The organism is Brevundimonas sp. 'scallop', assembly GCF_011045535.1.
Classification (GTDB): domain Bacteria; phylum Pseudomonadota; class Alphaproteobacteria; order Caulobacterales; family Caulobacteraceae; genus Brevundimonas; species Brevundimonas vesicularis.
The window spans coordinates 2,927,134-2,953,011 of record NZ_CP039382.1 but is presented as its reverse complement, the minus strand read 5'-3'; the positions used below and the strand labels follow the sequence as shown (position 1 = coordinate 2,953,011).

Below are 25,878 nucleotides of genomic sequence, written 5' to 3'. Positions count from 1 at the left end.
AAGCTAGACCCATGACCAAGCTCTCGATTTCTCGCGTTCATCTCCTCGCCGCCGCCGCCCTTGGCGTCCTACTGATCGGGGGCGGTGCGGTCGCCCAGCAGGCCCAGCCCAACATCATGGAGCGGACCGAGTGGGACAATCGGCGCCTGGACCAGCTGGACCGCAATGTGCGCCGGCTTGAGCGCGCCCTGACCCAGAGAAACGCCGCCGGCCAGCCCGTGCTGGTCGAGCCGGACCCCGAGGTGGTGACGTTGCAGGGGCAGTTCGCCCTGATGGACCGACGCCTGGGCGACCTGGAGGCCACGGTGCGCCGGATCAACGGCGACAACGAGCGGCTGACCTTCCAGCTGGACGAGGCCACGCGCGAGAACGAGACGCTGAAGACGCGTCTGGCGGACGCCGAGGGCCGGTTGCAGAAGCTGGAGACCCAGGCTGAACTGAATGCGCCGATCGAGGCGACCTCGCCGACCGGCGATGCAACCCGCGACTTGGCGGCGGCGGTGGCCCTGCTGTCGACCGACAAGCCGCGCGGCGAGCGGGCGCTGGAAACGGTGATCGCGGCCTGGCCCGATACGCCGCAGTCGCGCGAGGCCAACTCTCGCCTGGGCGACCTGCGGGTCGCGGCGAACGACAAGGCGGGGGCGGTGCCCTATTACGCCGCCGCGCTGAAGGACTGGCCGCGCATCGGCTGGGCGGCGGATACGACGCTGAAACTGGCCGACGCCTTGTTCGCGACGCAGCGGAAGCCGCAAGGGTGCGCGGCCCTGGCTGAGTTCACGCGCCGCTATGCGCCCGCCGCCTCGGACCCGCAAAAGGCGCGGGCGGCGCAGCTGAAGACCACGGGGTCCTGCGCCTGACGCCCAGCCCAGCGATTGGGGACGATCTGACGGCGCGGGTCTTCGCGCGGCTGGATGCGCGACTGACGCGGGACACGGAGCGGCCGCTGGCGCTGGCCCTATCGGGGGGCGGGGATTCCATCGCCCTGTTGCGGCTGACGACGGACTGGGCGCGGACGCGCGGGCGTTCGGTGCTGGCCCTGACCGTCGATCATCGGCTGAATGCGGACAGCGGCCGCTGGACCGACTTTGCGGCCGAGGCGGCGCGGGACGCCGGAGCCGACTGGCGCGGGTTGAGTTGGGGCGGAGACAAGCCCGCGACCGGGCTGACGGCCGCGGCGCGGGCGGCGCGACATGGGCTGATCGCCGATGCGGCGCGCGAGGCAGGGGCCTCGGTCGTCCTGTTCGCCCAAACCGCCGACGACATCGCCGAGGCCGATCTGATGCGGAGCGAAGGTTCGACCCTGGGACGGGTTCGCGAATGGTCGCCGTCGCCGGCCTGGCCCGAGGGTCGCGGCCTGATGCTGTTGCGGCCGCTGCTGGGCGAGCGGCGGGCGGGGTTGCGGGACTGGCTGGCGGGCGAGGGGGCGGACTGGATCGAGGATCCCGCCAACGCCGATCCCCGCTTCGGCCGCAGCCGGGCGCGGCAGGCGCTGGCGGGCGCGGCGCTGCAACCGGTCGAGCAGGCGGCGGCGCAAACCGGGGCGCGGCCGATGATCAAGGGCGAGGCCATGGCGCGTGTGGACCGCGACGTGGGCGCGCGGGCGCTGGCGGCGGCCCTGGTCTGCGTCGGCGGCGGATCGACGCCACCTCGGGGAGCGCGGCTTGAAGCCCTGATAGCGCGGCTGAAGGCGGGTGAGGATTTCGCGGCGACCCTGTGCGGGGCGCGCATCGAGGCCGTCGGCGCGACGGCGCAGCTGATGCGCGAGGCCGGCGAGCTGCGCAGACGAGACATTTCGCCGCTGGCGCTGACGCCCGGCGTCGAGGCGGTGTGGGACGGGCGGTTCGTCTTTTGCGCCGATCGTGCCGGTTGGTCCGTCGTGGCGGCGCGGGGGCGGTTGGCCAGCCTGTCGGACGCCGACAGGGCCGAGATCAATCGGCTGCCGGCGGCGACGCGCGGGGCTTGGCCTGTGTTGATCAGGGACGACGCGGTGGCCCCGGTTCTTGCAGGCGAAGGGGTCGAACGGCGCGGCCTTGTCGCGGAACGGCTCAGGCTGGCGCTGGACGAAACGACGCACGAAGACGACCTGATTTCCGCCACCCGATAGCGTAACGCTAATTAAGCCCCTATTTTCCCAGACAGACACATCCAGACCGTCGATCCCACCGGGGTCGCGGACGACCGAGGACCTCAATGAACCTGCGTAATCTGGCGATCACCGGCGTGATCATTCTGGCGTTGCTGGCGGGCTATGCGGCGCTGTCGCAGGGCGGCGCCATGAACGGCGTGACGGGCCAGCCGGCCGGCAAGCCCGAGGCCATCAGCTATTCCCAGCTGGTGCAGCGCGTGAACGCGGGTGAGGTCAAACAGGTGACCATCCGCCTGGACAAGGTGAACGGCGAGCTGAAGAACGGCGAACGCTTCACCTCCACCACCGTCTATCCGAACGAACAGCTGGTGGCCCAGATGCTGGCCGCCAATGTCGAGATCGACGCCAAGTCGGGCGGCCAGTCGATCTGGATGAGCCTGCTGCTGGGCATCCTGCCGATCGCGCTGCTGATCGGGGTGTGGATCTTCTTCATGCGTCAGATGCAGGGCGGGGCGAAGGGCGCCATGGGCTTCGGCAAGTCCAAGGCCAAGCTGCTGACCGAGCACAAGGGACGTAAGACCTTCGACGACGTCGCCGGCGTGGACGAGGCCAAGGACGAGCTGCAGGAGGTCGTCGACTTCCTGAAGGATCCGGGCAAGTTCCAGCGTCTGGGCGGCAAGATTCCCAAGGGCGCGCTGCTTGTGGGCCCTCCCGGCACCGGCAAGACGCTGCTGGCGCGCGCGGTCGCGGGCGAGGCGGGCGTGCCCTTCTTCTCGATCTCGGGTTCGGACTTCGTCGAGATGTTCGTCGGCGTCGGCGCGTCGCGGGTTCGCGACATGTTCGAACAGGCCAAGAAGAACGCGCCCTGCATCATCTTCATCGACGAAATCGACGCCGTCGGTCGCCACCGCGGCGCGGGTCTCGGCGGCGGCAATGACGAGCGCGAACAGACGCTGAACCAGCTGCTGGTCGAGATGGACGGCTTCGAGGCGTCCGAGAACATCATCCTGATCGCCGCGACCAACCGTCCCGACGTGCTGGACCCGGCCCTGCTGCGTCCCGGGCGTTTCGACCGCCAAGTGGTGGTGCCGAACCCCGACGTCTCGGGCCGCGAACGCATCCTGCGCGTCCACATGAAGGACGTGCCCCTGGCCGCCGACGTCAACGTCAAGACGATCGCGCGCGGCACGCCCGGCTTCTCGGGCGCCGACCTGGCCAACCTGGTCAACGAGGCGGCCCTGACGGCGGCGCGCAAGGACCGTCGCATGGTCACCCACCGCGACTTCGAAGACGCCAAGGACAAGGTGCTGATGGGCTCCGAACGTCGCTCCATGGCGATGAACGAGGAAGAAAAGCGTCTGACCGCCTATCACGAGGCCGGTCACGCCATCGTCGCCATGAACGTCAAGATGGCCGACCCGGTGCACAAGGCGACCATCGTCCCGCGCGGCCGGGCGCTGGGCATGGTGATGCAGTTGCCGGAAGGCGACCGCTATTCGATGAAATATCAGCAGATGATCGACCGGATCGCCATCATGGCGGGCGGCCGCGTCGCCGAGGAACTGATCTTCGGGCCGGAAAACATCACCTCGGGCGCCAGCTCGGATATAGAACAGGCGACCAAGCTGGCCCGCGCCATGGTCACCCGCTGGGGCTTCTCGGATAAGCTGGGCACGGTGGCCTACGGCGAGAACCAGGAAGAGGTCTTCCTGGGCCACTCGGTCGCCCGCAGCCAGAACATCTCCGAAGAGACGGCGCGCACCATCGACGAGGAAGTCCGTCGCCTGGTGACCTCGGGCTGGGACGAGGCCCGCACGATCCTGACCACCAAGGCCGAGGATCACGAGAAGCTGTCTCAGGCCCTGCTGGAATACGAGACCCTGTCGGGTGAGGAGATCAAGGACCTGCTGGAGAAGGGCGTCGCGCCAAACCGTGACGAGAACAACTTCCCCAACGCCGGGCCTTCGGTCTCGGTGCCGGTGACGCCGGTGTCGGACGGCACGGACATCGAAGTCCCGGTCGCCGCGCCGGCCGCGACCAGCGTGCCCACGGTTCACTGAACCCAGGCCTGATCTGAAGATGGACCCGCCGGGAGATGGCTCTCCCGGCGGGTTTTTTCTTTGGGCGTCTGGCTGCCCCACTGGCCCACCCAAAACATCATGACGAACAAGTTTGCGTTGCAAACCTGTCTGTGAGATATGGCGGTCTCGATCTTGGGAGGGACGTCATGGTGATATCGCAAGCAGAGCAGGTGGAGCGGCTGCACGGACTGGATGCGTTGCGCGCCGGGGCGCTGCTGCTGGGGGTGCTGCTTCACGCCAGCCTGTCCTTCTTTCCGCAGCAGATCTGGATCGTGGCGGACGACAGCCGGTCGATCGGCGCCGCCTGGCTATTCTTCGCCATCCATCTGTTTCGCATGACGGCCTTCTTCCTCATCGCGGGCTTGTTCGCCCATAGGATGCTGACGCGGCAGGGCTGGGTCGCCTTCGCCAAGGATCGGGTGGTGCGGATCGCCGGGCCGCTGGCGGCCTTCTGGTTTCCGGTCATGGCGGGGATCGTTACGGCCCTGGTCTGGAACGCTCATGCCAATGGTCTGGTGACGCCCGGCGCGCCGCCGCCGCCTCCGCCGACGTATGAATGGACCAACTTTCCGCTGACCCACCTGTGGTTTCTGTGGGCGCTGACCCTGTTCTACGCCGTCGTCCTGATCGTGCGGGCCGTGCTCGGCGTGCTGGATCGCGCGGGGCGAGCGGGTCCGGTCGTGGACAGGATCATCGGCGCGCTGATCGGCCCGTGGACGCCTGCCGCGCTGGCCGCCCCGCTCGCCCTGGCGCTGTGGCTGGATCCAACGTGGATCGCCTTCTTTGCCGTGCCGACGCCGGACGCGGGCGTGATCCCGAACACCTCCGCCCTGGTCGGATTCGGCCTCGCCTTCGGCCTGGGCTTTGCGCTGGATCGGCGGCGTGATCTGCTGGGCCGCATCGCCAAGGGGGCGCCGCTGTTCCTGAGCATGGCGTTGGTTTCGGGCGTCGCGGCCTATGTGCTGGCGGGCGGACCGAGCATCGCGCCGATGGGCGAGCCGACGGCCGGCAAGGCCCTGGCCGCCGCCGTCACGGCGGTCGCCGTCTTTGCCTCGGCCTTGGCGGCCACGGGGCTATGCCTGCGGTTCGCCTCGGGCCACAGTCCGGTTCGGCGCTACCTGTCCGACGCATCCTACTGGATCTATATCGTGCACCTGCCGCTGGTCATGCTGGCCCAGGTCTGGGTGCAGGATTGGGCCGGGCCGTGGTGGGTTAAGCTGATCGGCGTGTCGGCGGGCGTCCTCGCCGTGTGCCTGGCGTCCTACGAACTGCTGATCCGTCATAGCTTTATGGGACGGTGGCTGAATGGCCGGCGCGTGCCGTGGCGCAACCGGCCTGCGCCTGCCCTGGTCCCCGCCGAATAATTTGCAAACCCTTCCGGCGGCGTCCATCCGAGGGACGCGCCCGTCGCACAGGAATCACACAGCGATGTCCGACAAGTCCCGCACCGGCCCCGAGACCGACCTGGCCTTCATGAAGGCCATTGTTCAGGGCGGCAATAATCCCAGAGCGACCCTGACGCTGGGCGTCGCCTATCTGGCGGGCGGTCTGCTCTACGGTCTGCAATGCCTGTTCCATATCGGTCAGGTTTGGGGGATCGTGCGCTGGCCGCCTCTGGCAAATCTCAGCTTCGTGGTCGCCATCACGGTCGCCTTCCTCATCGTCCTGACCTGGGCCGTGCGTGAGGACCGCAAGACGGGAACGGCCGGCCCCATCGTCACGCGCACCCTGAATGCGGCCTTCAGCGGCGCGGGCATGGCCAATCTGGCGATCATCATCGTGTTTGGCGTGGGGGCGCGCCGCGATCAGGACTTCGCTGTCTGGCTCTATTATCCGGCGATGATCTTCGCGCTTCAGTCGGCGGCCTGGTTCGTGGCCTACAGTCTGAAGAAGAAGCTATGGATGCTGGCGACGTCGTTGGGCGGCTGGCTCACGGCGGTCGCGCTGGGCGTGCTGGTGCGCGACGCGGTGGTCTATCTCTACGTCTGCACCCTTGCCCTGTTCGTGCTGTTCGCGGGGCCGGGCTGGATCATGACGCGTGCGGCGCTGAAGGTCCGCGCCGTCGACGCGGACCTCGGCTGATCCATGGGGCTGGACGCGCTCGGCAAGATCGACGAGGTCATCCACGGCCGGATGCGGCTGGGGATCATGGTCTATCTGGCCGACGCCGAGGCCGCCGACTTCACCGAGCTGAAGACTGTGCTGGAGGCGACGCAGGGCAATCTGTCGGTCCACATCAAGAAGCTGGAGGAGGCGGGATACGTCGCCGTGGCCAAGAGCTTCGTGAACAACAAGCCCCTGACCCGCGTGTCCATCACCCCCGCCGGCCGCAAGGCCTTCGCCGCCTATCTGGAGGCGCTGGGCGGTCTGATCGGGCGCTAGTCGCCGCCAAGGATTTCCGCATCCTCGACCATGACCGGCGTCAGGCTGCGCTCGGCGCCCGAGGGATCGCTCCAGGAAATGGTGTGGCCTTCGATCAGGCCGATCAGGCCCGCACCGACGTGGGACAGGACCGACACCTTGCCCGCATCGATGTCGGCGTCTGCGGGCAGGACGATCTGGATGCGGCGCGGATCGGACGCGCGGCCGTCGACATAGTGCAGCCAAAGGTTCAGGGGCACGGCGCCCTTGGGAAGGTCGCCCGGTTCGCAGATGACGGCGCGCTCCAGTTCCTCCTGAAGCATTCCCGCCACGCCGTCGCCGGGCATGTCGCCGACCAGGCGCGACAGGGTGTCGTGGTCTTGGGCGCTGAGGAAAACATCGGGGCGGACGGGCAGAGTGGATTTGGTCATGGTGGGCTCGCAGACGGCATGGGACGCCGCATGCGCGTGGCGTCATGCGGCGGCGAAGAGGAATGGGGTTCAGATCGATGCCCGGAACGGGGCGAAGGGCGCGCGGCAGTTCCGGGTCAGTCGCCTGCGACGAGGCGTCCCGCGTGGGAAAGGCGTCGAGCCTGGCTGACGAAATGCGCGATCACGGTTACAGGCTGGTCCCATGGCCCATGAAAGTCAAACCGCGCGGACGGCCGCCTTGTCGCAGGTGATGGGCATCGTCAATGTGACGCCCGACAGCTTCTCGGACGGGGGGCGATGGGCCTCGACCGAAGGCGCGATCGATCAGGCCATGCGGCTGGTCGCGGACGGGGCCGATATGCTCGATATCGGCGGCGAGAGCACCCGGCCGGGGGCCGAGCCGGTGGACGAGGCCGAGGAGATCGAGCGGGTCGCGCCGGTCATCGCCGGCGTCCGCGCGCGCTGGGGCGGGGCGATCAGCATCGATACGATGAAGCCCGCCGTCGCGCGCGCCGCCGTCGCAGCCGGGGCGACGATGTGGAACGACGTGACGGCGCTGAGCCATGCGCCCGACAGTGCGGCGGTCGCGGCCGAACTGGGTTGCGACGTGGTGCTGATGCACATGAAGGGCGAACCCCGCACGATGCAGGCGGACCCGCGCTATGACGACGTGGTGGGCGAAGTGCGGGATTATTTGCGCGGGCGGGCCGAGGCGGCGATGGCGGCGGGCGTGGCGCGCGAGCGGATCTGGCTGGATCCCGGCATCGGGTTCGGCAAGACGCTGGCGCATAACATGGCGCTGACGGCGCGGTTGGACGCGCTGGTCGATCTGGGCTTTCCGGTCCTGTACGCCGCCAGCCGCAAGCGCACGATCCAGGCCCTCGATCCAACGGCGACCTTGGCGACCGACCGGCTGGGCGGGTCGCTGGCCTTGGCGCTGGAAGGCGCGCGGCGCGGGGCGCAGATGGTGCGGGTCCACGACGTGCGCGAGACGGTGCAGGCGCTGAAGGTCCAGGCGGCGGTGACGGCGGCGGATTGAAGGCCCGCGACGGACGGTCGCAGCCGGTGTAGAGGGCAGGTCTGCAACAGCCCTGATCTGCCCATGCCCCTGACCGCCTACATCGCCCCCATCGTCATGTTGTGCCTGTCGAACTTCTTCATGACCTTCGCCTGGTACGGCCATCTGAAGTTCGATCACAAGCCGCTGTGGATCCTGGTCATCGCCAGCTGGGGCATCGCCTTCTTCGAATACTGGCTGGCGGTGCCGGCCAACCGGATCGGCATCCAGGTCTATTCGCCGGCCGAACTGAAGACGATGCAGGAGGTGATCACCCTGTTGGTCTTCGCCGGCTTTTCGGTCCTGTATCTGGGCGAGAAGCTGACGGTGAACCATCTGGTCGGCTTCGCCTTCATCGCGCTTGGGGCCTTCTTCATCTTCAAGGGGCCGCTGGGCGGCTGATCGCGGCTTGCTCCTGACCGCGGCCTGTTCCATCTGGTCGCCATGTCCTGGGTGATGTCGATCAATCCGTGGGCGACGCTGGTTGTCGCCGGTCTGCTGGAGGTCCTGTGGGCCTCGGGCCTCAAGAATGTGGGCGTCAGCCGGCCGTGGACCTCGCTGGGGGTTCTGATCGCGCTGGCGGGCAGCATGATCCTGTTGTGGGTCGCCACGCAGAAGCTGCCGATCGGCACGGCCTATGCGGTGTGGACCGGCATCGGGGCGGTGGGCGCGGCGGTGGTCGGCATCCTGGTCTATGGCGAGCCGGCGACGGCGGTCAGGGCCGTGTGCATCCTGCTGATCGTGGCGGGCATTGTCGGGCTGAAACTGTTTTCGGGGGCGGCGGCATGAGCGCGCTTCGTCAAGGTCGGGTGCTCATTCTGGCCGGGTCGGACAGCGGCGGGGGCGCGGGCATCCAGGCCGACATCAAGGCCGTGACGATGATGGGCGGGTTCGCCGCCACCGCCATCACGGCCATCACGGTGCAGAACACCCTGGGGGTTCACGGGGTCTATCCGTTGCCGCTGGACCTGATCGCGGCCCAGGCGCGGGCCGTGCTGGAGGACATCGGGACCGATGCGGTCAAGACCGGCATGCTGGGCTCGGTCGAGGTGGTCGAGACGGTCGCGGCCCTGCTGGACGAGGCGGACGCCCCGGCGGTCGTCGATCCGGTCATGGTGGCCAAGGGCGGTCATCCCCTGTTGCCGGATGCGGCGGTCGAAGCGGTGAAGCGCCTGATGATCCCGCGCGCGGCCCTGCTGACGCCCAATGCGCCCGAGGCCGAGGCCCTGACGGGCTTTGCGGTCCACGACCTGGACGGCCAGAGACGGGCGGGCGAGGCCTTGCTAGCCATGGGGGCGCGGGCGGTGCTGATGAAGGGCGGTCACGTGTCGGGGCCGACGGTGATCGACCTGCTGATGACTGCAGACGGCGAGACGGTGCTGGAGGCTGAACGGGTCGACACCCGCCACACCCACGGCACCGGCTGCACCCTGGCCAGCGCCTGTGCAGCCGGGCTGGCGATGGGGCGGCCGCTGGAGGTCGCTGTGGCCGAAGCCTGGGCCTATGTCGGCGAGGCGATCCGCCGGGCGCCGGGACTGGGCGGCGGACACGGGCCGCTGGATCACGGCTGGCCGGTGCGGGGATGAGCGAGCTGGAGGCGGACCTGACCGCCATCGTGCGCGCCGATCCCGGTCTGATGCACGTCCTGACGACCGTCCGGGCGCTGGACCTGCCCGACTGGCGGCTGGTGTCGGGGGCGGTCTATCAGGCCGTGTGGAACGCCAGGACCGGGCGGCCGGCGGGCTATGGGGTCAAGGACTACGACCTGGCCTATTTCGGCGGTTCGGACCTGTCCTACGAGGCCGAGGACGTCGTCATCAAACGCGTCGCCGCCGCCTTCGACGAACCGTTCCGCAGCCAGGTCGAGGTCCGCAACCAGGCGCGGGTGCACCTGTGGTTCCAGAACCGGTTCGGCGAGCCCTATGCGCCGTTGCATTCGACGGATGAGGCGCTGGGGCGATTCGTGGCGCCGACCTTTGCGGTCGGGGTGCGGCTGGAGGCGGACGACAGCCTCAGCGTCGCCGCGCCGTTCGGGCTGGATGACGTGTTCGCGATGACGATCCGGCCCAACCCGAACCGGCCGGTGGCCAAGGGCTGGGCCAAGGCCGTCGACAGCGCGCGGGCGCGCTGGCCCGAGTTGACGGTGATCGAGCCCTAGAAGGGTCCGTGCTTGCCGTTCGAGGAGAACTCTGGCGGGGCGGCCTTGTGGACATATTGTTCGGCGACCAGCCAGGACTTGAAGGGGCGCAGGCAGCCCAGGCACAGGGCGACCAGGATCGGCAGGGTCACGACCAGATGCACCCAGATCGGCGGGTGGACGGTGAAGTCGAACACCATCAGCAGGATCATCCCCACCACCCCGACGGCCGTCATGACGAAAAAGGCCGGGCCGTCCGCCGGATCGGCGAAGGCGTAGCTGAGCCCGCACTGAGGACATTCCGTCTGTAGCGTCAGGTAGCCTTTGAACAGCGGTCCCTTGCCGCAGCGGGGGCAGCGACAGGCCAGGCCGGTCTTCAGGGTGCTGAGGCGCGGATAATCGGTCATGGGACGACTATGGGCGCTTAAAACGGTGCTGTCGCGTGGACCGGTTGTCCTAACGCCATCCATCATCACGGTGAACGGCGGTTAACCGCGATTAAAGGCCTTGTGCGGCATGGGTCGGGAGATATGTCCGGGGCCTCGCCGACAAAGCGCATCCTGAAGACGACCGTGGCCGCCGCCACGGCCGGCGCCGTCGTGTTCGCGCCGATGGCGCCGCTGGCCCAGGAAGTCGGGCGCTCGCGCGATCCGCTGTCCATCAATATCGGCGCCAACGCCGAGTTCACGCGGGTCGAGTTCGGCGGCGTGATCGGGGTGCGCTCGCGCATCAGCCGCGAGGGCGATAAGGTCGTCGTTCGGCTGGGGACCACCGCTGCGCCCGACGTCTCGCGATTGAAGGTCGATCCGCCGGCGGGGGTGAAGTCGGTCGAGACGCGGCCAAGCCGGGGCGCGGGCGGCACGGACCTGATCCTGACCTTGGAACCGGGTGCGGATGCGCGCTCGGGCGTCGCGGACGGGGCGGTTTGGCTGAACCTCTATGCGCCCGGCAAGGCGCCGGAGGGCGGCGACGCCGCCGCGCCGCAGACGACCAAGGCCGTGGTGCCGGTGCGGGCCGAGACGGCCGGCGGCAAGACCGTCCTGACCTTCGACTGGGGCGCGCCGGTGGGGGCGGCCGTCTTCCGCCGTGGCGATGCCGTGTGGGTCGTGTTCGACACCGCCGCCCGCATGGATATGAGCGGCGCCAAGGCGCTGGGATCGGCCAAGAATGCCCAGTGGGCGGCCGGGCCGGGCTATACGGCCTTGAGGATCGCCGAACCCGAGGGGCTGGGCGTCTCGGCGCAGGGTCAGGGCGGGACCTGGACCGTGACGCTGGGCGGCCCAGACGGTGCGGCCGGCGGGGTCGAGGTCGGCCGGTCCGACGACGGCGCGCCGGTGCTGGTGGCGCAGATGGCCGGGGCGACCAAGGCGGTCTGGCTGACCGATCCGCTGGTCGGGGACCGGTTCGCGGCGGTGACGGCCCTGGCGCCCGGCAAGGGTTACGCCGGCGGACGGCGCACGGTCGATCTGAGCCTGATACCGACCGCGCAGGGCTTGGCGGTCGAAACGGCGGCCGACGACCTGAAGATCGAGGCGGCGGGCGATCTGGTGACGCTGAGCCGGCCCAAGGGGCTGGCCTTGTCGTCGCCGGCGGCCGGACTGGAGACGGGCGACCACAATGCGGATGCGCCCAAACGGGCGGCCTATCCGGCGCTGATCGACGAGGCCTGGGCCGCGACCGGCGAGGCGGGCTTCTCGGCCCGCTATCGCCGGCTGCAGGACGCAGCGGGGTTGGAGACGATCGCGGCGGCGGACAATCCGCGCGCGCCGATCGAGGCGCGGATGGCGCTGGCGCGGTTCCTGGTCGGGTCGGGCCTGAACTATGAGGCCATCGGAGTGCTGAACGCCCTGATCGCCAAGGCGCCCAACCTGCAAGGCGAGCCCGAAGTGCGCGGCCTGCGCGGCGTGGCGCGCGTCGGCGTCGGGCGGTTGGAGGAGGCACAGGTCGATTTCGCGGGCGCGGCCCTGGCCAACGATCCGGCGACCAAGGTCTGGCTGGGCTATATCGCCTCGGAAATGGGCGACTGGGAGGGGGCGCGTCGCAACTTCGCCGCCGGCGCCCCGGCCATCGACAGCTTCCCCAAGGAATGGCGCGCGCGGTTCGGCGCGGCCCACGCCATGGCCGCGATCCAGTTGAACGATCTCGCCGCCGCCCAGCAGCTGTTGGCCTATGTGTTCAGCCAGGATGCGCCGGCGGTCGATCAACTGACCGCGCGGCTGGTGCAGGCGCGTATGTTCGAGCTGAACGGCGACAAGACCCGGGCGCTGGGGGTCTACAAGGCCGTGGCGCGCGCGCCGCTGGACGGGATCGCCACGCCGGCGAAACTGGGCGCCATCAGCCTGGAGCTGGACAAGGGTGCGATCACCCCGGATCAGGCGACGGCCCAGCTGGAACAGCTGAAATGGCGCTGGCGCGGGGACGCGACCGAGATGGCGGTCGTGCGCAAACTGTCGGGCATCTATCTGCAACAGGGGCGATATCGCGAGGCGCTGGACGCCCTGCGCGGCGCGGGCAAGCGGATGGCGGGCGTGCCGGGCGCAGCCGAGGTGCAGGCGGATCAGGCGAACGCCTTCCGCGCCCTTTTCCTGGACGGGGCGGCGGACGGTTTGCAGCCGGTGCAGGCGCTGGCGCTGTTCTATGACTTCCGCGAACTGACCCCGATCGGGGCGGACGGCGACGAGATGGTGCGGCGTCTGTCGCGCCGGCTGATCGACGTTGACCTGTTGGATCAGGCCGCCGAACTGCTGAAGCACCAAGTGGACGAGCGTCTGGACGGTGTGGCCAAGGCCCAGGTCGCGACCAATCTGGCCACCGTCTATCTGATGGACCGCCAGCCGGAGAAGGCGTTGCAGGCCATCTGGGGCTCGCGCACCACCCTGCTGCCCAATGCGATGAACAGCGAGCGCCGGGCGCTGGAGGCGCGCGCCCTGATGGATCTGGGCCGGTTCGACCATGCGCTGGAGGTGCTGGACCGGGATCAGTCGAACCCGGCGCGCGAGGTGCGGGCCGATATCTTCTGGAAGCAGCAGAAGTGGGGCGAGGCGGCGCCGATCTATGAGGCGCGGCTGGGCGATCGCTACAAGACCGCGACCACGCCGCTGACGCCGGCCGAGGAAAGCTGGCTGATCCGGGCGGGCGTCGGCTATTCGCTGGCGGGCGATCGGGCGGCGTTGCAGAGGCTGAGCGGGCGCTTTGGGCCGATGGTTCCCGGCGCGCGTTCGGCGGCGGCGCTGCGGGTCGCGCTGGATGACAATCTGTCGGGCGTGGCGGGAACGGGCGACTTCGCCAATCTGTCCAGCCAGGCCGACACCTTCGTCGGCTGGGTCAACAGCGCCAAACAGGCGTTCAGAAAAGACGCTGACGCCAAGAGCGCCGCCTGAAATTGAAACGGGCGGAGATCGCATCGCGACCCCCGCCCGTCGAGCAGTGCCGGTCCTGCATCGCAGGACCGAAAAGGCTTAGCCGTTGACGGCGTCCTTCAGCGGCTTGGAGACGCGGAAGCGCACGGCCTTGGAGGCGGCGATCTTGATGGTCGCGCCGGTAGCCGGGTTGCGGCCTTCGCGCTCAGCGCGATCAGCGGTGTCGAAGACGCCCAGGTTCGAGATGCGGATGTCGCCGCCCGACTTCAGGGTCGAGTGGATGTTTTCGACGATCGCGGTCAGCACCTTGCCGGCGTCGGCCTGCGAAACACCAGCGTCTTTGGCGACGGCGGCGATCAGTTCGGCTTGAGTGGTCATAAGAAGCGTTTCCAGTGTTAGTCGCCCGATTCCGAGCGAGGACCGGGGGATCAACACGGATTTCCATACGCTTTGCAAGCGCCGATGACGCTTAAAGCCATATGGGGCGGGGGATTATCCGGTACCGGACGCCCGCTGGAAGCTCTCGACCAGGCTTCCGGCGACCAATCGCCAGCCGTCCACCAGCACGAAAAAGATCAACTTGAAGGGGAGGGAGACCACCACCGGAGGGAGCATCATCATGCCCATGGACATCAGCACGCTGGCCACCACCAGATCGATCACAAGGAACGGAACGAAAAGGAGAAATCCGATTTCGAAGGCCTTCTTCAGTTCGCTGATCATGAAGGCCGGCGTGACCACGCGCAGGGGCAGGTCCTGGACGTTCTGGGGCGGGTCGATCTTTGAGAGACGGGTGAACAGGGCGAGGTCCCCACGGTCCACCTGGGCCAGCATGAAGGTTTTTACGGGTTCGGACGCCTGATCGAAGGCCTGGGGCAGTTCGATCTGCTGATCCATCAGCGGACGGATGCCCGAATCATAGGCGTCCTGCCAGGTCGGGGCCATGACGATGGCGCTCAGGAACAGCGACAGAGACACCAGGACGGCGTTCGGCGGCGACTGTTGCAGGCCCAGCGCCGTGCGCAGCAGCGACAGGACCACGATGATCCGCACGAAGCTGGTGGTCATGATGACGATGGACGGCGCCAAGGACAGGACGGTCATCAGACCGACCAATTGGACCACGCGCTGGGTCAGGCCGGCGCCGGTGCCCAGATCGATGTTGAGGGCCGACCCGCTTTGCGCCGCCTGCTGAGCCAAGGCAGCGACAGGCCAGGCCAGGCAGACCAGAGTGGTGAACAACGACAGCAGGGCCGCGCGTTTCAGCTCGGCGCCGGTCGGCTTGACGAAGACGGCGGGCTTCACTGGCCGCCTCCCATTTTGCCGAGAGGGGGCTGGCGCGGCTCGATCAGTTCGCGGCCTTCGCCCAGCAGGATCAGCCGCTCCTCGTCGTCGACGCGGACCAGAACGAGGCGACGGGCGGGGTCCAGCACCAGGGTCTCGACGACCTGAAGCCGGCGCTCGCCGCGCTCAGCGTTCAGCCGGGCCAGGATTTGCGGAGCATAGCGGCGCGCAGCCCAGGCCGCGATCCCGATCAGGCCGAGGGTGAAGGCCAGGCCGAAGACCGCCCGGGCGAGATCGAGGAAATTCATGACGCTGCAAAGGCCCCGCGCAGTCCGCGCTTGAGCGTGATCGTTTCTGGAGGAACCGCTACGGCGGTTCCGGCAGAAGCGTGAATCACGCTCTCGCATAAATCTGGAGCCTGATTCACGGCATCGTCGGAATCGCGAAGCGATTCCTCCTCAATCGATCAGGCTCTAGACCCTGAATGTTAACCACCACGGTTAACGACCCGTTGAGATAACCCCCTATTAACCATCCAGGCGGCATTTTCTGCCCATCGCGCGCATTTGCGTCGCACGGGAGACCGCCATGGGCGTCGCCGACATACCGCTGCTGGGGCAGATCAAGGGCCGACTGGGCTGGCTGGACGCACGCCAGCGGGTCATCGCCGAGAACGTCGCCAACGCCGATACGCCGGGCTTCGTCGGGCGCGACCTGAAACAGCCGACCGACTTCGCCGCCGCCATGCACTCGGGCGGGGGGCTGCAGATGGTGCGCACCAATGCTGCCCATATCGCGCCGGCCGGTTCGCCGGTGCGGTTCGCTCCGACCAAGGCCCCCGATTCGGAGACCACGCTGGACGGCAATTCGGTGGTGGTCGAAGAGCAGATGCTGAAGATGGCCGAGAGCCGCATGGCCTATGACGCCGCCATCGGCTTCTACCAGAAATCCATGTCCATGATCCGCATGGCCGCCAAGCGGCCGGGCGCCTGAGCCGATGGCCGATAAGGACTGACCCATGCCTGATCCCATCCCCCCTTCGAACAGCGCCATGGCGGTGGCGGCCTCGGCCCTGAAGGCGCAGCAGTCGCGCATGCGCGTGATCGCCGAGAATATCGCCAACGCCCAGTCGACGGCGCGCACGCCGGGCGGCGAGCCCTATCGCCGCCAGATCCCGGTCTTCCAGGCGCGCGAGGTCGATGGGGCGACCGGCGTCACCCTGGCCGAGGTGCGGCCCGACCAGGGCGACTTCAAGATGGACTATGACCCTTCGCACCCGGCCGCGAACGCGCAAGGCTATGTAATGCGGCCCAATGTCGACACCCTGGTCGAGGCGATGGACATGCGCGAGGCGCAGCGCGCCTATGAGGCCAATCTGAACGTCATCGAGACGGCGCGGTCGATGGACAGCCGCACCCTCGACATCATCAAACGCTGAGGGCTAGGCCATGAATCCGATGATGGCCGCCAAGGCCTATGCCGCCGTTCAGGGCGGCGCCATGCCGACAGCAGCCCAAGCGCCCGGCGTCGGGGACGGCGGCTTCGCCGACCTGGTCAAGAACGCCATGACCGACATGACCCAGCAGTCGCGCGCGGCCGAATCCCTGATGACCCGCTCGGTCCAGGGTCAGGGCAATCTGATCGATGTGGTCACGGCGCTGAGCTCGGCCGAGGCGTCCCTGGAAACGGTGATCTCGGTCCGCGATCAGGTGATTTCCGCCTATAAGGAGATCATGGCGATGCCGATCTAACGGCAGGTCAGAAGTAGCGTTCGCCGATCCGCAAAGTGTCGCCGGGCGAAACACGCGCATCGGCGGTCAGCGGCTGGGCCTCTTCGACCTGTGAGCCGGCGCGACGCACGAAGACACGGCGCGTGTTTGCGCGATAGGTGAAGCCTTGCGCCGTCGCCACGGCGTTCAGCACCGTCAGGTCCGGCAGATAGGGGTATTCTCCCGGCCGATTGACCTCGCCCAAAATGTAGATCGGCCGATAGGTCAGGACCTGGGCGGTGACGCGCGGCTGGTTCAGATAGCCCTGGCTCAAGGCGTGAGCGACGGCGTCCTGAAGCTGGGCGCCTGTCAGACCAGCAGCCTGGACCTCGCCGATCAGGGGTAGGGCGATCCGGCCGTTGGCGTCGATGACGAACTCGCCGCCCAGCGCCGCCTCGCCGAAGACGCCGATGCGCACCTTGTCGGCGGAGGCGAGGCGGTAGTCCGACACGCTCTGAGGCGCAAAGGCCGTCAGGCCCATCGACAGGATCGCGACCAGCAGGCCGATGCCTCTTCTTGCCTCCAATGTCATCGCCCCTGATCGCTTCAGGTGTGAAGGCTAAACGTGTCGGTTGTTCGGGTCTAGGGGCGGTTCGACAGGATACGGGCGGCGAGATCGCGGGCCTGGCCGCGTAGGTCGGGCACGGCCGTCATCTCCCAGAAGGCGCCGCGCGTCAGGGGGCCGATGGCGTGAAGACCGCGCGCTGGGGCGCCCGCCCCGTCCAGCAGACCGCCCTCGTCATCGACCTGCAGGCCCAAGCCCAAGGGGTCGGGACGACCGTAACCCTTGTTCAGGATGTCGCGGATCATCGGTTCGGTGCTCTTGGAGATCACGCCCAGCGGCCCGGTGCAGTTCACGACCAAGTCGAACCGCTCCTTGATGGCGCGCTTCTTTCCGCGCGGACGCCACGAGACCTCGATGACGTCGGTCGCTTTCAACTCGGTCAGCTTGCCGGCCAAGATCGTCAGCTCGCCGCCGGCCAGCATGGAATGGATGTCGCGGGCCGGACCGGGCGACAGGCGGTGGCGATGCACGTCCCACAGGGGGCGCAGATGGCGCAGGAAGCGACTGCGCTCGACCCGCGACCAGCCGCGCCAGATGTCGCGCGCGGAATGGCGCAGGCGGTCGAACACGGCGCGCCAATCGGCCTCGGCCGTCGCGGCGCGGATCTGACGCAGGATTTCGGCCGGGCTGCCCGAAAAGGCGCCGACATAGGGCGTGGGCGGCACGGTCGCGTGGGCGCGGGGCAAAAGCCCGTGACGCGACAGGGCGGTCAGGCGGCGTCCGGGTCGGCGCAGGGTGATGGCCGCATCCACCATCGTCAGGCCCGAACCGATCAGCAGGACATTGCGGGCGTCGCGCGCCGTCTGGGGATCGAACCGCCAGGGGTTTTCGACATAGGCGGGGGAGGCGCGCACCGCATCCTCGACGCCAGGGGGCGAGGCGGGCTCCAGATTGCCCAGCGCCAGCACGACCTGATCAGCCGCGACCTCTTCGTCGCTGGTCAGGATACGCCAGCCGTCGTCCTGGCGATCGATGGACTGAGCCTCGGCGCCGATCAGGTTCAGGCGGTCGGGGGCGTCGTCCAGCGCCTCGTCCAGCAGGGCTTGAAGATAATCGCCGTAGACGCCGCGGGTGATGAAGCCGTCCTGCGCGCGCCACGACGGCTGTTCGGCCAGCCAGTCGGCGAGGTGGCTGGGCTGGTCGGGAAAGGCGCTCATATTGTCCAGGCGGACGTTCAGCAGATGGCCGGGATTGCCGGTGTCGTAGGCGGTGCCGGGACCGAAAACGCCGCGCCGCTCGATCAGGGTGACGCGCACATCGCGCGAGGCCTTCAGCAGATTGACGGCGGTCAGCAGGCCGCTGAAACCCGCGCCGACGATGGCGACATGCGGTCCATTCTGCTGCGGCACGCGCACCCCCGTTTCCCGTTTCCGTCGCTGTCGATAACACGCGGCGGTCCAGAGGGATCATGGCGATAAATATCTATCTGGCCAGTAGGAATAACGTGATCAGCGGTTGCGACCCCTGGCCTTGCGGATGTCGCGCAGGACCAGCGGCAGGAGCGTCCAGGGCTCGACGCAGTAGCGGACGAACAGCCGTTTCGGATCGTGCAGCAGGCGATAGGCCCATTCGACGCCCGCGCGTCCCATCCAGCGCGGAGCCGCGCTCTGAACCCCCGCCTCATAGTCGAAGGCGGCGCCGACCGACAGGATGACGCAATCGGGCAGGCGCTCGAAGTTTTCGGCGATCCATAGCTCCTGGCGCGGCATTCCCATGCCGACGAACAGGATATTGGGCTGGAAGGCCGTGATCCGATCCAGGACGGCGGCGTTCTCGGACGAACCGGGGCGGGCGTCGAAGAAGCCGTGGTGGATGGCGATGTCGGCGTCCGGATAGCGGAGCTTCAGCCGGCGGGCCGCCTCGTCGCCGACGCCGGGCGCGCCGCCGACGGACAGGACGCGCCAGCCCTCGCGGTTCGCCACGCTCCAGAAATGGTCGCGCCAGTCCAGATAGGTGCAGCGGTGAAAGCCCCGGCTGTGCAGGCCCACGGCGCGCGAGAAGGCCAGAAGCGGTGTCGAATCGACCTCGATCAGATCGGCCTTGTCGTAGAAGGCGCCGAGTTCAGGCCGCTTCTGCATCAGATACAGGCTGTGCAGGTTGTGATTGGCGATCAGGCTCTTTGCCCCCTGTCGCACCGCCTGCTGAATGTGGTGCAGCACCTCTTCCGGCTTTACCAGATCCATCGGTTGACCCAGGATCGTGACCCGCTCGTGGGCGCGGCGGTTCTGGCGAAACGGCGCGCGCGGCCGGGCGCGGCGCTCCGTGGCGAAGCGTTCTGGCGCAGAGGGGCTGAGAGACGGGTCCGCCATCAGGCGCTTGTAGGCGACCCGGCCTCAAGACGGGGTTAGAAAACAGGCTTAGCGCCCATTAAGTCGCCACCGAACGCGGATCGAAAATCATGTGCGGCCGCGCTTGCCGCGCCGCGTGCGCAAGAAATCTCGCAAAGGCGAAAAATCCTTGTTGACCCCGCCCGGAGCCTCCCTTAGAGGTCCGCGCCTTCCCGATGGAAACGCCGCAAGGCGCTGCCGACGGGGCCCAGATGGCGGAATTGGTAGACGCGCTGGCTTCAGGTGCCAGTGGCTTAACGGCCGTGGAGGTTCGAGTCCTCTTCTGGGCACCATTTTTCAGAAAGCGTCGCACCGAACGGTGCGGCGCTTTCTTTGTTTTGGCCTATCGCCTCGCGCGCGACGGCATTTTTTGTGGCCTATCGGAATGCGCGCGGCGCATTCCTGCTTGAGGCCGTTTCGTGAATAAGCTTGCCCGTTTCGCGCGCCGTGTTCGCCGTGTAAGAGCCTGAGCATGACCGTTTACCTGCATGAGGGCGACCTGCCCGACGATCTGGACCTGGGGTCCGAGGTCGCCATCGATTCCGAGACGATGGGCCTGCGTTTTCGCCGCGATCCTCTGTGCGTGGTGCAGCTGTCGTCGGGCGACGGAAACGCCCATGTCGTGCGGCTGAACCGGCCGGCCTATGACTGTCCGAACCTGAAGCGGGTGCTGACCGATCCGGCGGTGACCAAGATCTTCCACTTCGGCCGGTTCGACATCGGCATGTTCCTGCTGCACCTCGGCGTCGAGACGCGACCGGTCTACTGCACCAAGATCGCCTCCAAGCTGGCGCGCACCTATACTGACCGGCACGGGCTGAAGGACGTGGTGCGCGAGACGGTGGGCGTGGACCTGTCCAAGGCGCAGCAGTCCTCGGACTGGGGCGCCGAGACGCTGAGCCCGGCGCAGCTGGACTATGCGGCGTCGGACGTCCTGTATCTGCACGCGGCCAAGGCCAAGCTGGACATGATGCTGGCGCGCGAAGGGCGAACCGAACTGGCCGCCAAATGTTTCGACTTCCTGCCGACACGGTCGGCGCTCGACCTGGCAGGCTGGGACGAGACCGACATCTTCGCCCACAGCTGAGGCGCGCTTGACCGAACACGGCGAACAGTCCCGCATCGAGGCCGACGAGGCCAGGGTCGCCCTGGCCGGCGCCCGCTGGCGTGCGCGCTCGCGGCGGGTGAAGTTTTATCGCCGCGTCCTGCCGATCGTCATCCTGGTGCTGGCGGGCGGCGCCCTGACCTGGACCGTGTTCCGCACCGTCATGTCGGGGGTGGAGCGCAAGGCCAGGCAGAGCCAGGAAGTGCGCCTGGATGCGCCCCTGTTCCACGGTCAGGATGCACAAGGCCGCGCCTTCACTGTCGGCGCGCAAGGCGCCGTGCGCGACCCCAATACCGGCAAGTTCAAACTGATCGGCCCGGCGCTGAAGCTGAACCTGGGCGGGCGCAAGGTCACCGAACTGACCGCCGACGGCGGCATCTATGACGAGCAGGCGAAGACGGTGACGATCGGCCCGAACGTGCGCATTTCGGACGGCGGCACGGGCTTTGTCCTGACCACGCCCGAGGCGGTGGTCGACACCTCGACCGGAAACGTCACCGGTTCAAAGGGCGTTCAGGGTTCCGGCCCTATTGGAACCATCAACGCATCGTCCTATGCGATCTACGATCAGGGACAGCGCGTCGTGTTCGACGGCGCAGGCGACAACAAGGTGAAGGGCGTTCTGACGCCCAAGGGGTCAGGCGGATGATCGTGACGAAGATTTCGAAGACGCTGGCCGTCATCGCGGCGGCGGCCGTCGTGGGCATGCCGGCCCTGGTGGACGCGCAGGCTCAGGCGACCAATCAGCCCGTCGCCTATGGCGCGGACTCAGTCGAATACGCGCCCAACCGCATCATCCTGCGCGGCCGGGCCGAGGCGACGCAGGGCGGCAACCGCTTTCGCGCAGACACTCTGACGCTGGTCAGCGGCGAGGGCGGCGATCTGCAACGCGCCGAGGCCAGCGGCACCGTCTATTTCGTGACGCCCGACCAGTCGATGCGCGGCGACCGCGCCGTCTACAACTTGGGCAACGGCGAGATCGTGGTGACGGGCAACGTCATCCTGACCCAGGGCAAGAACGTCCTGACCGGCTCGCGTCTGGTCTACAACATCAACACCGAGACCGCCCGCATGGACGGCGCGCCGCGCGGCGCCGCCGGAAGCCGCGTGCAGGGCGTTTTCTATCCCAACTCGAACTGAGGCCGTCTGGCCGTCACGGACCTGAGCATTTGGCGCGCAAGGAACTGTCAGCCCTGAACCTGGACGAGCGGCCGCAACCGGCCGCCGTGGCGCCCGCGCCCGCGGAAAAGGGTTTGCGGGTGATGAACCTGGCGCGGTCGTTCGGCCAGCGTCAGGTGGTGCGCGACGTGTCCCTGACGGTCCAGCGCGGCGAGGTCGCGGGCCTGCTGGGTCCCAACGGAGCCGGCAAGACCACCTGCTTCTACATGATCACCGGCCTGATCCCACCGGATTCGGGCGCAATCTGGCTGGACGGCGAGAACATCACCGGCCAGCCGATGTATCAGCGCAGCCGCATGGGCCTGGGCTATCTGGCGCAGGAAGCCTCGATCTTTCGCGGCATGACGGTCGAGCAGAACGTCAAGGCGGTGGTCGAGCTGAACTATCCGCGCGACCAGATCCGCGCCGAGACCGACCGGTTGCTGAACGAGCTGCACATCGACCATCTGCGCCATGCGCGGGCGACGGCGCTGTCGGGCGGCGAGCGTCGGCGGGTGGAGATCGCGCGGGCGCTGGCCGGACGGCCGTCCTTCATGCTGCTGGACGAACCCTTCGCCGGCATCGACCCCCTGGCCATCGCCGACATCCGCACCGTGATCCGCTATCTGGCCAGCCAGGGCATCGGCGTGCTGATCACCGACCACAATGTGCGCGAGACCCTGGACATCACCGACCGGGTTTCGATCATTTCAAACGGCGCGGTGCTGTTCGAAGGCACGTCCGACGAGGCGATCCACGACGCCGAGGTGCGCCGGGTGTATCTGGGCGAAAACTACATCTGACGATTAGCGTCTCCTCCCTGCGAAGCGGGGAGTGGGACCGCGCGCAGCGTGGTGGAGGGGTTCTTTGAGCCCACGAGCGCTAGCGATGCGGTGAAGACCCCTCCGCCACGGCGCTTGAAGGACGCGCCGCGCCACCTCCCCATGAAATGGTGAGGAGACAAAAAGCGCGTTCGTCTCGCGTTAACCGGTTCGGCGACATTCTGTCCCAGCAAGTTCCGGGCCACTCGGCGGGCGGGCGGGAAGATTTCGGACGTGATCGGGCAAAGGTTAGAGGTCAAGCAGGGGCAGGGGCTGGTCATCACGCCCCAGCTGCAGCAGGCGATCAAGCTGCTGCAACTGTCGAACCTCGAGCTGGAGGACTTCGTCGAGGCCGAACTGGAACGCAATCCGCTGCTGCAACGCGAGGAACCGGAAGGCGAGACGCCCGAACCGGTCGAGCGCGTCGAGGCGGCCTCGGATAGCGAAATGTCGTTCGGCGACGGCGTCGCGGACGCAGCGGCGTCCTCGATGGACGCCGGTTCCGACGATGTCTACGGCGACGCCGCCCCGGGCGAGCGCACCAGCGACCGGATGACCGACGAGGCCCAGCCGGGTCTGTCGGACTGGTCCAGCGCAGGCAAGGGTGGCCAGATGTTCGAGGGCGAGGGCGAGCGGCCCGACGCGCACGAACTGACCCTGTGGGAGCATCTTCAGGCCCAGGCGTCGAGCGCGGGCCTGTCGCCGGCCGACCACGGCATCGCCCTGACCCTGATCGATGCGACCGACGAGGGCGGCTATCTGCGCGGAGAACTGACCGAATTCGCCGACCGGCTGGGCGTGCCGCTGGAGCGGATCGAGGCGGTGCTGAGCGTTTGTCACGGCTTTGAGCCGACCGGGATCATGGCGCGGTCGGTGCCGGAATGCCTGAAGCTGCAACTGATCGAGCGCAACCGGTTCGATCCGGCGATGGCGGCGCTGCTGGACAACCTGGACCTGCTGGCCAAGCGCGATCTGGCGGGCCTGCGCCGCGTCTGCGAGGTCGATGGCGAGGATCTGACCGACATGATCGCCGAACTGCGGGCGCTGACGCCGCGTCCGGGCGCAGGCTTCGGCGGCGAGCCGGCGCAGACGGTCGTGCCCGATGTGCATGTTCGGCCGGACCCCGCCGGCGGCTGGCGGGTCGAGCTGAACGCCGACACCCTGCCGCGCCTGTTGGTCGATAAACGCTATCACGGCCTGGTTCAGGCCGGCGCGCGATCGGATACGGAAAAGACCTTCGTCGCCGACTGCGCCGCCCAGGCCAACTGGCTGGTCAAGTCGCTGGATCAGCGGGCCAAGACCATTCTGAAGGTCTCATCCGAGATCGTGCGCCAGCAGGACGCCTTCCTGGCCTTCGGCGTCGAGTTCCTGAGGCCGCTCAATCTGAAGACCGTCGCCGACGCCATCGGCATGCACGAATCGACCGTCAGCCGCGTCACCTCGAACAAATACATCGCCACGCCGCGGGGCGTGTTCGAGCTGAAATTCTTCTTCACCGCCGCCATCCAGTCGGTGGATGGCGCATCGACCCATTCGGCCGAAGCCGTCCGTCACAAGATCAAATCCATGATCGACAGCGAGGGGGTTGAGGGCGACGTTTTGTCCGACGACCGGATCGTGGAAATCCTGAAGGAAACGGGCATCGACATCGCCCGCCGCACGGTGGCCAAATATCGGGAAGCCTTGAGGATTCCGTCCTCGGTCGAGCGCCGCCGGATGATGAAGACCGGCTGACATCCACAGCCAAGCGTGACCACAAATCAGTGATCTGGATTGACACCAAATCGGGTCGGGCGCGTTCTATCGGCATGCAAGTCCAAGTCAGCGGCAAGCAAGTGGATGTCGGCGAAGCGTTAGGCTCGCGCATCTCCCAGGAACTCGAAGACGGGGTCGGAAAATACTTCGCCCGAGGCGGTGAAGACGCCGAGGTCGTGGTGTCCAAGGACGGCCACAACTTCAAGGTGGACTGTTGGGTCCGCCTCGCGTCGGGCCAGACCCTGGTGACGACCGGAATGGGCGGCGACGCCCACTCGGCCTTCACCGAGGCGCTGGATCGGCTCGAAAAGCGAGTTCGCCGCTACAAGCGCCGGCTCAAGGATCACCACATCGGACCCAAAGGTCTATCGCCCGAGAAGACCGAAAACGCCGCCCGCGAAGTCGCACGCAGCATCGTGCTGCGTGATCCCGACAGCGTGGAAGACGACGTCTTCGGCGACACCGGCGAGAACGACGGCCCGCCGCCGGTGGGCATGGTCATCGCCGAGACCGAGCACGAAATCCGCACCATCACGGTCGGACGGGCTGTGCTGGAGCTGGACATGACGGGCTATCCGGTCGTGCTGTTCCGTAACGCGGCGCACGGCGGTTTGGCGGTCGTCTATCGTCGTCCGGACGGCAATGTGGGGTGGATCGATCCCGAACGGACGGCCAAGTCCAACGGTTCGGTGAACTAAGCCTCAGTTTGACTTCGGCGCGGTTGTCTCTAAACGGGCGGCCGCGCCGTTGTCTGCTGCGTGTATCGAGGTTGTGTAATGGACATCGGTGATCTGCTCGCGCCCAAGGGCGTGGTGCTGCGCAGCGGCGCGTCGTCCAAGCGACAGGCGCTTCATGCCCTTGCCGAGGCGGCGTCCCATGCGCTGGGCCTCGACGAAGCCCGCATCTTCGACGCCTTGATGGAACGCGAGACGCTGGGATCGACCGGGCTGGGATCCGGGGTCGCGGTGCCGCACGCGCGTCTCACCGAGGTCGAGAAGGTGACGGCGGTGTTCGTGCGGCTGGATACGCCTGTGGCCTATGATGCGGTGGACGACCGGCCCGTCGATCTGATCGTCGGCCTTTTCGCGCCGCCTAAGGCGGGCGCCGAGCATCTGCGCGCATTGGCGGCGGTGTCGCGCGCGCTGCGGTCTCCCGAACTGCGTGAACAGCTCAGACAGGCGCGCACGACCGATGCGATCCGCGCCCTGTTCGTCAAAGACGCCACGGCCGCGACGGCGGCCTGAACGGCGGCGCCTGCGCGCCGCCATCCATCAGATCAGTGAACGGAAACCGGCTCCAGCTCATGCGCCACGGCGGCGGCGAAGGCGGTGTCGCGGTCGATCATGACCGCCAGACGCTCGCCGTCGGCGCTATGGACGGCATAGAGCATTTGGCCGGGGTTCAGATCCACGTCCTTGATCTCGACCGCCTCTTCAAGCAGGTCCGAGGCCTTGATCTCGCGCACATACACGAGGTCGGGGGCGCCCAGTCCGGCAAAGTCTTCCTTGGTCATCGTCATCGGCGTCATTAGGACCGCCTCCTTCATGTTAAACAACGCCCGGATCGCCGGGCGGTTCGAATG

At 67.7% G+C, this 25,878-nt stretch carries 31 protein-coding genes and 1 tRNA gene; 23 read left to right on the top strand and 9 right to left on the bottom strand.

Annotated features, from left to right (window positions below; translation table 11 throughout):
* Positions 1–11 precede the first annotated feature (11 nt).
* The 6 genes from E4341_RS14845 (at position 12) to E4341_RS14820 (ending at position 6,549) form a co-directional block, all read left to right on the top strand.
* Complete coding sequence (locus E4341_RS14845; RefSeq protein WP_165118315.1) at positions 12–857, top strand: tol-pal system YbgF family protein; 846 nt, start codon at positions 12–14, stop codon at positions 855–857.
* A 128-nt stretch (positions 858–985) separates the two neighbouring features.
* Positions 986–2,104 carry an ATP-binding protein gene (locus E4341_RS14840; protein WP_240893582.1) on the top strand — a complete coding sequence of 373 codons (1,119 nt, stop codon included), beginning with the start codon at positions 986–988 and terminating at the stop codon, positions 2,102–2,104.
* A gap of 86 nt (positions 2,105–2,190) precedes the next feature.
* Positions 2,191–4,146 (top strand): ATP-dependent zinc metalloprotease FtsH, encoded by a 1,956-nt coding sequence (gene ftsH / locus E4341_RS14835; protein WP_055753954.1) that lies wholly within the window; start codon positions 2,191–2,193, stop codon positions 4,144–4,146.
* 167 nt (positions 4,147–4,313) lie between these two features.
* Complete coding sequence (locus E4341_RS14830) at positions 4,314–5,531, top strand: acyltransferase family protein (protein WP_165118313.1); 1,218 nt, start codon at positions 4,314–4,316, stop codon at positions 5,529–5,531.
* Positions 5,532–5,595: 64 nt separating this feature from the next.
* Positions 5,596–6,249, top strand: coding sequence for a hypothetical protein (locus tag E4341_RS14825; protein WP_165118311.1), 654 nt, complete (start codon positions 5,596–5,598; stop codon positions 6,247–6,249).
* A gap of 3 nt (positions 6,250–6,252) precedes the next feature.
* Positions 6,253–6,549 carry a transcriptional regulator gene (locus E4341_RS14820; protein WP_055753957.1) on the top strand — a complete coding sequence of 99 codons (297 nt, stop codon included), beginning with the start codon at positions 6,253–6,255 and terminating at the stop codon, positions 6,547–6,549.
* On the opposite strand, the gene E4341_RS14815 is transcribed toward E4341_RS14820, so the two are convergent.
* Positions 6,546–6,959, bottom strand: coding sequence for a GreA/GreB family elongation factor (locus E4341_RS14815; RefSeq protein ID WP_165118309.1), 414 nt, complete (start codon positions 6,957–6,959; stop codon positions 6,546–6,548). The genes E4341_RS14820 and E4341_RS14815 overlap by 4 nt on opposite strands.
* A 202-nt stretch (positions 6,960–7,161) precedes the next feature.
* On the opposite strand from E4341_RS14815, the gene folP reads away from it, so the two are divergent.
* From folP to E4341_RS14790, 5 genes are all read left to right on the top strand, one after another.
* Positions 7,162–7,998, top strand: coding sequence for a dihydropteroate synthase (gene folP / locus E4341_RS14810; protein ID WP_165118307.1), 837 nt, complete (start codon positions 7,162–7,164; stop codon positions 7,996–7,998).
* A 63-nt stretch (positions 7,999–8,061) separates the two neighbouring features.
* On the top strand, positions 8,062–8,418 hold the full coding sequence (locus E4341_RS14805; protein WP_165118305.1) for a DMT family protein: 357 nt from the start codon (positions 8,062–8,064) through the stop codon (positions 8,416–8,418).
* A gap of 42 nt (positions 8,419–8,460) precedes the next feature.
* The gene (locus tag E4341_RS14800) at positions 8,461–8,805 is read left to right on the top strand and encodes a multidrug efflux SMR transporter (RefSeq protein ID WP_017506766.1); all 345 of its coding nucleotides are present in this window, start codon (positions 8,461–8,463) and stop codon (positions 8,803–8,805) included.
* On the top strand, positions 8,802–9,602 hold the full coding sequence (gene thiD, locus E4341_RS14795; protein ID WP_165118303.1) for a bifunctional hydroxymethylpyrimidine kinase/phosphomethylpyrimidine kinase: 801 nt from the start codon (positions 8,802–8,804) through the stop codon (positions 9,600–9,602). Before E4341_RS14800 ends, thiD begins: the two co-directional genes overlap by 4 nt.
* Positions 9,599–10,174 carry a nucleotidyltransferase family protein gene (locus E4341_RS14790; protein WP_165118301.1) on the top strand — a complete coding sequence of 192 codons (576 nt, stop codon included), beginning with the start codon at positions 9,599–9,601 and terminating at the stop codon, positions 10,172–10,174. Before thiD ends, E4341_RS14790 begins: the two co-directional genes overlap by 4 nt.
* On the opposite strand, the gene E4341_RS14785 is transcribed toward E4341_RS14790, so the two are convergent.
* A complete protein-coding gene (locus E4341_RS14785; protein WP_165118299.1) occupies positions 10,171–10,560 on the bottom strand; it encodes a DUF983 domain-containing protein in 390 nt (129 codons plus the stop codon). The genes E4341_RS14790 and E4341_RS14785 overlap by 4 nt on opposite strands.
* 123 nt (positions 10,561–10,683) lie before the next feature.
* Between E4341_RS14785 and E4341_RS14780 the strand changes: the two genes are divergently transcribed.
* Positions 10,684–13,533 carry a lipopolysaccharide assembly protein LapB gene (locus tag E4341_RS14780; protein WP_165118297.1) on the top strand — a complete coding sequence of 950 codons (2,850 nt, stop codon included), beginning with the start codon at positions 10,684–10,686 and terminating at the stop codon, positions 13,531–13,533.
* 78 nt (positions 13,534–13,611) lie between these two features.
* Here E4341_RS14780 and E4341_RS14775 read toward each other — a convergent pair whose 3' ends face one another.
* The 3 genes from E4341_RS14775 to E4341_RS14765 form a co-directional block, all read right to left on the bottom strand.
* Positions 13,612–13,890, bottom strand: coding sequence for an HU family DNA-binding protein (locus tag E4341_RS14775; protein WP_017506838.1), 279 nt, complete (start codon positions 13,888–13,890; stop codon positions 13,612–13,614).
* A gap of 114 nt (positions 13,891–14,004) precedes the next feature.
* Entirely contained in the window at positions 14,005–14,817 is an 813-nt protein-coding gene (gene fliP, locus E4341_RS14770) for a flagellar type III secretion system pore protein FliP (RefSeq protein ID WP_039244769.1), read from the bottom strand.
* A complete protein-coding gene (locus tag E4341_RS14765) occupies positions 14,814–15,104 on the bottom strand; it encodes a flagellar biosynthetic protein FliO (protein WP_165118295.1) in 291 nt (96 codons plus the stop codon). The genes fliP and E4341_RS14765 overlap by 4 nt, the downstream gene beginning before the upstream one ends.
* A 280-nt stretch (positions 15,105–15,384) precedes the next feature.
* On the opposite strand from E4341_RS14765, the gene flgB reads away from it, so the two are divergent.
* The 3 genes from flgB to E4341_RS14750 are packed head-to-tail and all read left to right on the top strand — an operon-like array spanning position 15,385 to position 16,547.
* A complete protein-coding gene (gene flgB, locus E4341_RS14760) occupies positions 15,385–15,789 on the top strand; it encodes a flagellar basal body rod protein FlgB (RefSeq protein ID WP_165118293.1) in 405 nt (134 codons plus the stop codon).
* 25 nt (positions 15,790–15,814) lie between these two features.
* Positions 15,815–16,234 (top strand): flagellar basal body rod protein FlgC, encoded by a 420-nt coding sequence (flgC, locus tag E4341_RS14755; RefSeq protein ID WP_369796239.1) that lies wholly within the window; start codon positions 15,815–15,817, stop codon positions 16,232–16,234.
* A 10-nt stretch (positions 16,235–16,244) separates the two neighbouring features.
* Positions 16,245–16,547, top strand: coding sequence for a flagellar hook-basal body complex protein FliE (locus E4341_RS14750; protein ID WP_165118291.1), 303 nt, complete (start codon positions 16,245–16,247; stop codon positions 16,545–16,547).
* Positions 16,548–16,554: 7 nt separating this feature from the next.
* Here E4341_RS14750 and E4341_RS14745 read toward each other — a convergent pair whose 3' ends face one another.
* The 3 genes from E4341_RS14745 to E4341_RS14735 form a co-directional block, all read right to left on the bottom strand.
* The gene (locus E4341_RS14745; protein WP_165118289.1) at positions 16,555–17,097 is read right to left on the bottom strand and encodes a polysaccharide biosynthesis/export family protein; all 543 of its coding nucleotides are present in this window, start codon (positions 17,095–17,097) and stop codon (positions 16,555–16,557) included.
* Between the two features lie 50 nt (positions 17,098–17,147).
* Positions 17,148–18,485, bottom strand: coding sequence for an FAD/NAD(P)-binding protein (locus E4341_RS14740; RefSeq protein ID WP_165118287.1), 1,338 nt, complete (start codon positions 18,483–18,485; stop codon positions 17,148–17,150).
* Between the two features lie 93 nt (positions 18,486–18,578).
* Complete coding sequence (locus tag E4341_RS14735; RefSeq protein ID WP_165118285.1) at positions 18,579–19,439, bottom strand: WecB/TagA/CpsF family glycosyltransferase; 861 nt, start codon at positions 19,437–19,439, stop codon at positions 18,579–18,581.
* Between the two features lie 224 nt (positions 19,440–19,663).
* On the opposite strand from E4341_RS14735, the gene E4341_RS14730 reads away from it, so the two are divergent.
* The 8 genes from E4341_RS14730 (at position 19,664) to ptsN (ending at position 25,540) form a co-directional block, all read left to right on the top strand.
* A tRNA-Leu gene (locus tag E4341_RS14730) sits at positions 19,664–19,750 on the top strand.
* Positions 19,751–19,929: 179 nt separating this feature from the next.
* Positions 19,930–20,544, top strand: coding sequence for a ribonuclease D (locus tag E4341_RS14725; RefSeq protein WP_165118283.1), 615 nt, complete (start codon positions 19,930–19,932; stop codon positions 20,542–20,544).
* A gap of 7 nt (positions 20,545–20,551) precedes the next feature.
* Entirely contained in the window at positions 20,552–21,211 is a 660-nt protein-coding gene (gene lptC / locus E4341_RS14720) for an LPS export ABC transporter periplasmic protein LptC (RefSeq protein ID WP_165118281.1), read from the top strand.
* Positions 21,208–21,702, top strand: coding sequence for an LptA/OstA family protein (locus E4341_RS14715; RefSeq protein WP_165118279.1), 495 nt, complete (start codon positions 21,208–21,210; stop codon positions 21,700–21,702). Before lptC ends, E4341_RS14715 begins: the two co-directional genes overlap by 4 nt.
* 29 nt (positions 21,703–21,731) lie before the next feature.
* Positions 21,732–22,523: an LPS export ABC transporter ATP-binding protein gene (gene lptB, locus E4341_RS14710; RefSeq protein WP_174087076.1), complete on the top strand. Its 792-nt coding sequence runs from the start codon at positions 21,732–21,734 to the stop codon at positions 22,521–22,523.
* 252 nt (positions 22,524–22,775) lie between these two features.
* Positions 22,776–24,275, top strand: a complete 1,500-nt coding sequence (gene rpoN / locus E4341_RS14705) for an RNA polymerase factor sigma-54 (RefSeq protein ID WP_165118277.1) — start codon at positions 22,776–22,778, stop codon at positions 24,273–24,275.
* Between the two features lie 74 nt (positions 24,276–24,349).
* Positions 24,350–24,994: a ribosome hibernation-promoting factor, HPF/YfiA family gene (gene hpf, locus E4341_RS14700; protein ID WP_055754032.1), complete on the top strand. Its 645-nt coding sequence runs from the start codon at positions 24,350–24,352 to the stop codon at positions 24,992–24,994.
* A gap of 78 nt (positions 24,995–25,072) precedes the next feature.
* Positions 25,073–25,540, top strand: a complete 468-nt coding sequence (ptsN, locus tag E4341_RS14695) for a PTS IIA-like nitrogen regulatory protein PtsN (protein WP_039244754.1) — start codon at positions 25,073–25,075, stop codon at positions 25,538–25,540.
* A gap of 32 nt (positions 25,541–25,572) precedes the next feature.
* On the opposite strand, the gene E4341_RS14690 is transcribed toward ptsN, so the two are convergent.
* On the bottom strand, positions 25,573–25,824 hold the full coding sequence (locus E4341_RS14690; RefSeq protein WP_017506777.1) for a DUF1150 domain-containing protein: 252 nt from the start codon (positions 25,822–25,824) through the stop codon (positions 25,573–25,575).
* Positions 25,825–25,878 lie beyond the last annotated feature (54 nt).

Excerpts from the sequence above, each read along its gene's own strand:
- E4341_RS14725 (WP_165118283.1), top strand. The coding sequence starts at position 19,930 with ATGACCGTTTACCTGCATGAGGGCGACCTGCCCGACGATCTGGACCTG.
- folP (WP_165118307.1), top strand. The coding sequence starts at position 7,162 with ATGGCCCATGAAAGTCAAACCGCGCGGACGGCCGCCTTGTCGCAGGTG.
- E4341_RS14805 (WP_165118305.1), top strand. The coding sequence starts at position 8,062 with ATGCCCCTGACCGCCTACATCGCCCCCATCGTCATGTTGTGCCTGTCG.
- E4341_RS14785 (WP_165118299.1), bottom strand. The coding sequence starts at position 10,560 with ATGACCGATTATCCGCGCCTCAGCACCCTGAAGACCGGCCTGGCCTGT.
- E4341_RS14830 (WP_165118313.1), top strand. The coding sequence starts at position 4,314 with ATGGTGATATCGCAAGCAGAGCAGGTGGAGCGGCTGCACGGACTGGAT.
- E4341_RS14780 (WP_165118297.1), top strand. The coding sequence starts at position 10,684 with ATGTCCGGGGCCTCGCCGACAAAGCGCATCCTGAAGACGACCGTGGCC.
- hpf (WP_055754032.1), top strand. The coding sequence starts at position 24,350 with ATGCAAGTCCAAGTCAGCGGCAAGCAAGTGGATGTCGGCGAAGCGTTA.
- flgC (WP_369796239.1), top strand. The coding sequence starts at position 15,815 with ATGCCTGATCCCATCCCCCCTTCGAACAGCGCCATGGCGGTGGCGGCC.
- E4341_RS14775 (WP_017506838.1), bottom strand. The coding sequence starts at position 13,890 with ATGACCACTCAAGCCGAACTGATCGCCGCCGTCGCCAAAGACGCTGGT.
- E4341_RS14690 (WP_017506777.1), bottom strand. The coding sequence starts at position 25,824 with ATGACGCCGATGACGATGACCAAGGAAGACTTTGCCGGACTGGGCGCC.
- ptsN (WP_039244754.1), top strand. The coding sequence starts at position 25,073 with ATGGACATCGGTGATCTGCTCGCGCCCAAGGGCGTGGTGCTGCGCAGC.
- E4341_RS14745 (WP_165118289.1), bottom strand. The coding sequence starts at position 17,097 with ATGACATTGGAGGCAAGAAGAGGCATCGGCCTGCTGGTCGCGATCCTG.
- thiD (WP_165118303.1), top strand. The coding sequence starts at position 8,802 with ATGAGCGCGCTTCGTCAAGGTCGGGTGCTCATTCTGGCCGGGTCGGAC.
- E4341_RS14800 (WP_017506766.1), top strand. The coding sequence starts at position 8,461 with ATGTCCTGGGTGATGTCGATCAATCCGTGGGCGACGCTGGTTGTCGCC.
- E4341_RS14820 (WP_055753957.1), top strand. The coding sequence starts at position 6,253 with ATGGGGCTGGACGCGCTCGGCAAGATCGACGAGGTCATCCACGGCCGG.
- E4341_RS14715 (WP_165118279.1), top strand. The coding sequence starts at position 21,208 with ATGATCGTGACGAAGATTTCGAAGACGCTGGCCGTCATCGCGGCGGCG.
- ftsH (WP_055753954.1), top strand. The coding sequence starts at position 2,191 with ATGAACCTGCGTAATCTGGCGATCACCGGCGTGATCATTCTGGCGTTG.
- E4341_RS14750 (WP_165118291.1), top strand. The coding sequence starts at position 16,245 with ATGAATCCGATGATGGCCGCCAAGGCCTATGCCGCCGTTCAGGGCGGC.
- E4341_RS14815 (WP_165118309.1), bottom strand. The coding sequence starts at position 6,959 with ATGACCAAATCCACTCTGCCCGTCCGCCCCGATGTTTTCCTCAGCGCC.
- E4341_RS14825 (WP_165118311.1), top strand. The coding sequence starts at position 5,596 with ATGTCCGACAAGTCCCGCACCGGCCCCGAGACCGACCTGGCCTTCATG.
- E4341_RS14765 (WP_165118295.1), bottom strand. The coding sequence starts at position 15,104 with ATGAATTTCCTCGATCTCGCCCGGGCGGTCTTCGGCCTGGCCTTCACC.
- E4341_RS14735 (WP_165118285.1), bottom strand. The coding sequence starts at position 19,439 with ATGGCGGACCCGTCTCTCAGCCCCTCTGCGCCAGAACGCTTCGCCACG.
- E4341_RS14845 (WP_165118315.1), top strand. The coding sequence starts at position 12 with ATGACCAAGCTCTCGATTTCTCGCGTTCATCTCCTCGCCGCCGCCGCC.
- E4341_RS14790 (WP_165118301.1), top strand. The coding sequence starts at position 9,599 with ATGAGCGAGCTGGAGGCGGACCTGACCGCCATCGTGCGCGCCGATCCC.
- flgB (WP_165118293.1), top strand. The coding sequence starts at position 15,385 with ATGGGCGTCGCCGACATACCGCTGCTGGGGCAGATCAAGGGCCGACTG.